2 protein-coding genes and 1 pseudogene are annotated in these 3,607 nt (G+C 70.8%); all 3 read left to right on the top strand.

The window, feature by feature from the left end; genetic code table 11:
* Positions 1 to 799: pseudogene (locus tag DSY14_RS27315) on the top strand (serine/threonine protein kinase); the annotation flags it as partial.
* A gap of 68 nt (positions 800 to 867) precedes the next feature.
* Positions 868 to 1,833: an exonuclease domain-containing protein gene (locus tag DSY14_RS27310; protein WP_211719481.1), complete on the top strand. Its 966-nt coding sequence runs from the start codon at positions 868 to 870 to the stop codon at positions 1,831 to 1,833.
* 590 nt (positions 1,834 to 2,423) lie between these two features.
* The gene (locus DSY14_RS27305; RefSeq protein ID WP_211719480.1) at positions 2,424 to 3,575 is read left to right on the top strand and encodes a Gfo/Idh/MocA family protein; all 1,152 of its coding nucleotides are present in this window, start codon (positions 2,424 to 2,426) and stop codon (positions 3,573 to 3,575) included.
* The last annotated feature ends 32 nt before the right edge of the window (positions 3,576 to 3,607 follow it).

Raw genomic sequence — 3,607 nt, 5'->3', positions numbered from 1 at the left:
GCCCCACCCCGCCCCGAACGTCACCGGGGCGCCGTCCCCGACCCTCTACGGGACGGCCGACGACTCCGGTCCCCGACCGGCCGCCACCGGTGCGGTGACGGCGCCGGACCAGCGTTCCCGCCGCCTCTCCTGGCCCGTGGTGGTGCTCACCCTGGGGCTGGCCACTCTGGTGGTGGCCACCTCCCTGGTGGTGCTCGGCCCCTGGCGGGACGGGGGCCCGACCCTGCCCTCCGAACTCGACGGCGGGGCCGCCGAAGACGGCGCCGGCGTCTCGGAGGACACCACCTCGGATCCGGTCGAGACCGGGGAGTCGCCCGCCTCCGACCTCGGGGCGTTGGTCGAGACCGACGACGACGGAACCCCCGTCGGTGCGGGGATGACCTGGACCGAGGACCCGGAGGGCTTCGCGATGCTCGTCCCCGACGGGTGGGTCCGCCGCACCGACGGGGCGAGCGTCTTCTACGACTCCCCCGCCGACAGCTCCTACCTGCAGATCGACCGCACCGGCCACCCCACCGACGACGAGTACGCGCACGTGCAGGAGCAGGACGCCACCAACCGGATGCCCGGTTACGAGCGCATCCGGATCGACGACGTCACCGACGACACCCCCTTCGCGTCGGCCGCCGACTGGGAGTTCACCTCGACGCAGAACGGCGTCACCCGGCACATGCTGGCCCGCAACATCGCGGTGACCAGCGGCGACCACTACACCGTGCTCTTCGTCGCCGAACAGGAGCGGTGGGCGGACCAGGCCGACTGGTGCGAGAACGCCATGAACTCCTTCGATCCCTTCTGATCTCGACGGTGTCCCGACGGCGGTACGCTCGATCCGTTCGGGACGCAGTGCAAGGGGAGGTATCCGGGGTGTCCCACACCTGGACCGCGATCGACTTCGAGACCGCCAACGCCGACCGCGGGAGCGTGTGCGCCGTGGGTCTGGTGCGCGTGAGCGACGGTCGGGTGGTGGACCGGTTCAGCACCTTGATCCGGCCGCCCGAACCGGTGTCGTACTTCTCGCGGCACAACACCGCGGTGCACGGCATCACCGCCGCCGACGTCGTCGGCGCACCGTCCTGGACGACCGTGCGCACGCAGATCCTCGACTTCGCGCAGGGCGGGGCGTTGGTCGCGCACAACGCCGCCTTCGACATGGGGGCGCTCCGCCTGGCCTGCGCCCACACCGGTCAGGCACTGCCCGCGCTCGACTACGCGTGCACGCTGGCCCTATCCCGCCGCACCTGGGACCTGCCCGACCACCGGCTTCCCACGGTCTGCGCGCACATCGGACACCGCATCACGCAGCACCACCGCGCCGACGCCGACGCCGAGGCCGCCGCGCACATCATGCTCGCCGCCATGCGCGGCCACGGCACCACCTCCCTGCCCGACCTGGCGCGGGCCGCGGGCCTGCCCCTGCGCCGGGCCGAGGCGGTCGCGGCCACGGTGATCCCCATGGCGCCGGCCCCCGCGGCGCCGCGTCCGGGCCGGGAGGACCGGTTCGACCGCTGGCAGCGGGCCGCGCAGAGTGCCCTGCCCGAGCCCTCGGTGGACGCCGACCCCTCCGGCCCACTGTTCGGACGCACCGTGTGCGTCTCGGGCGACGTGGCCGGCATGGACAAACCGGAGGTGTGGAAGCGCGTCGCGGAGGCCGGTGGTCTGCCCGCCAAGAACGTCACGAAGAAGACCGACGTCCTGGTGATCGGCGACAGCGATCACGGCGGCAAGACCTCCAAGCACCGCCAGGCCGAGACCTACATCGCCAAGGGCCAGCGCATCGACATCATCACCGGCTCCGAGCTGATGGCGCGACTGGGCCTGGCCTCGGCCTGACACCGGCAGCTGCACCGGGGCTTGGAGCGGCCCCTCGCAAGCGTGGAACCGGTGTTCGTCCGCCTCACCTCGCCCTCGGGCGCTGTCCGGCCCCGGCCGACGGCGGGGACGCACCGGTCTTCCACGTGCACGGGAGCGCCTCGAGCGTCCCGGGTGTCGATTCACCGAAGGAGCGGGTGAGTCGGGCCCGCGAACAGCGACTCTTGCAAACGCTTTCCGGATGCGCGCGGGCGAGAGTGCAGCACGAAGGCAGAGCACTCGTGGCACCGTGGGACCGGTGATGTGCAGACGCGTTTGCCGTCGTTGCAGGTGAGAGCCGATTTCATCCGGCGCTATCGGAGTGTGGCGCCGCCGTCGGCCCGACCTTCCCGGGCCCGCCGTGATCGGCGGTTCCTAGGCAAGCGTTTGCTCGAAAACGATCTTCGTGCGCACCCCGCACGGGCGCCCCGGGAGGAACGACACCGAACCGCGTTCACCCCGTTCGCAGCGGAACCCGAGGTCGTCCTCCCGGTCCGGGAGTGGGTCTGGTGTGAACGCCACGTTTGTCGTAGTCTTTGGAAAGCGCTTTCAAAGAGAGGTGGTCACAACCCATGACAGAGCACGTGCTGGGTGTCGCGATGAACGGCGTCACCGGACGTATGGGGTACCGGCAGCATCTGACCCGTTCGATCCTGGCCATCCGGGATGCCGGTGGTCTGGAACTGGCCGACGGCACCCGCATCATCCCCGAACCGGTCCTGGTGGGGCGCTCGGAGCAGAAGCTGCGCGAGATCGCCCGGCGCCACGACATCGAGCGCTGGTCCACCGACCTGGACTCGGTGCTCTCCGACGAGAGCATCTCGATCTACTTCGACGCCCAGATCACGCACGCCCGCGAGGCGGCCGTGCGCTCGGCCATCGCCGCTGGCAAGCACATCTACGTGGAGAAGCCCACCGCGGACACCCTGGAGGCCGCGCTGGAGCTGGCCAAGCTCGCCGAGCAGGCCGGGGTGCGCAACGGCGTCGTCCAGGACAAGCTCTTCCTGCCCGGTCTGCTCAAGCTCCGCAGGCTGGTGGACAGCGGCTTCTTCGGAAAGATCCTTTCCATCCGGGGCGAGTTCGGCTACTGGGTCTTCGAGGGCGACTGGCAGCCCGCGCAGCGCCCCAGCTGGAACTACCGCTCGGAAGAGGGCGGTGGCATCGTGCTGGACATGTTCCCGCACTGGCACTACGTCCTGGAGCACCTCTTCTCCCCGGTGCGCACCGTCACCGCACGCACCGCCACCCACATCCCCCGCCGGTGGGACGAGAAGGGCGAGGCCTACGAGGCCACCGCCGACGACGCCGCCTACGGCATCTTCGAGCTCGCCGACGGCACCATCGCGCAGATCAACTCCTCCTGGAACGTGCGGGTGGACCGCGACGAGCTCGTGGAGTTCCAGGTCGACGGAACGCACGGCAGCGCCGTGGCGGGCCTGCGCCACTGCCGCATCCAGCACCGCTCCACCACCCCCAAGGCGGCCTGGGACCCGGACGCGGTCGATACCGTGGGCTACCGCGACCAGTGGGAGCAGGTCCCCGACAACACCGAATTCCCCAACGGCTTCCGTGCCCAGTGGGAGGCGTTCCTGCGGCACGTGGTGGTGGACACCCCCTTCCCCCACGACCTGCTCTCCGGCGCCCGCGGTATCCAGATGGCCGAGGCCGGTCTCGACTCCGCCCGCACCGGACGCACCATCGAGCTGGGTGAGGTGACGACCTGATGAGCCCCCTGTTGCTGCCCTCCCTCCAGGGC

The sequence above is a fragment of the Nocardiopsis sp. MG754419 genome (assembly GCF_018207095.1).
GTDB lineage: Bacteria > Actinomycetota > Actinomycetes > Streptosporangiales > Streptosporangiaceae > Nocardiopsis.
This window is presented reverse-complemented; position numbering and strand designations above follow the sequence as displayed.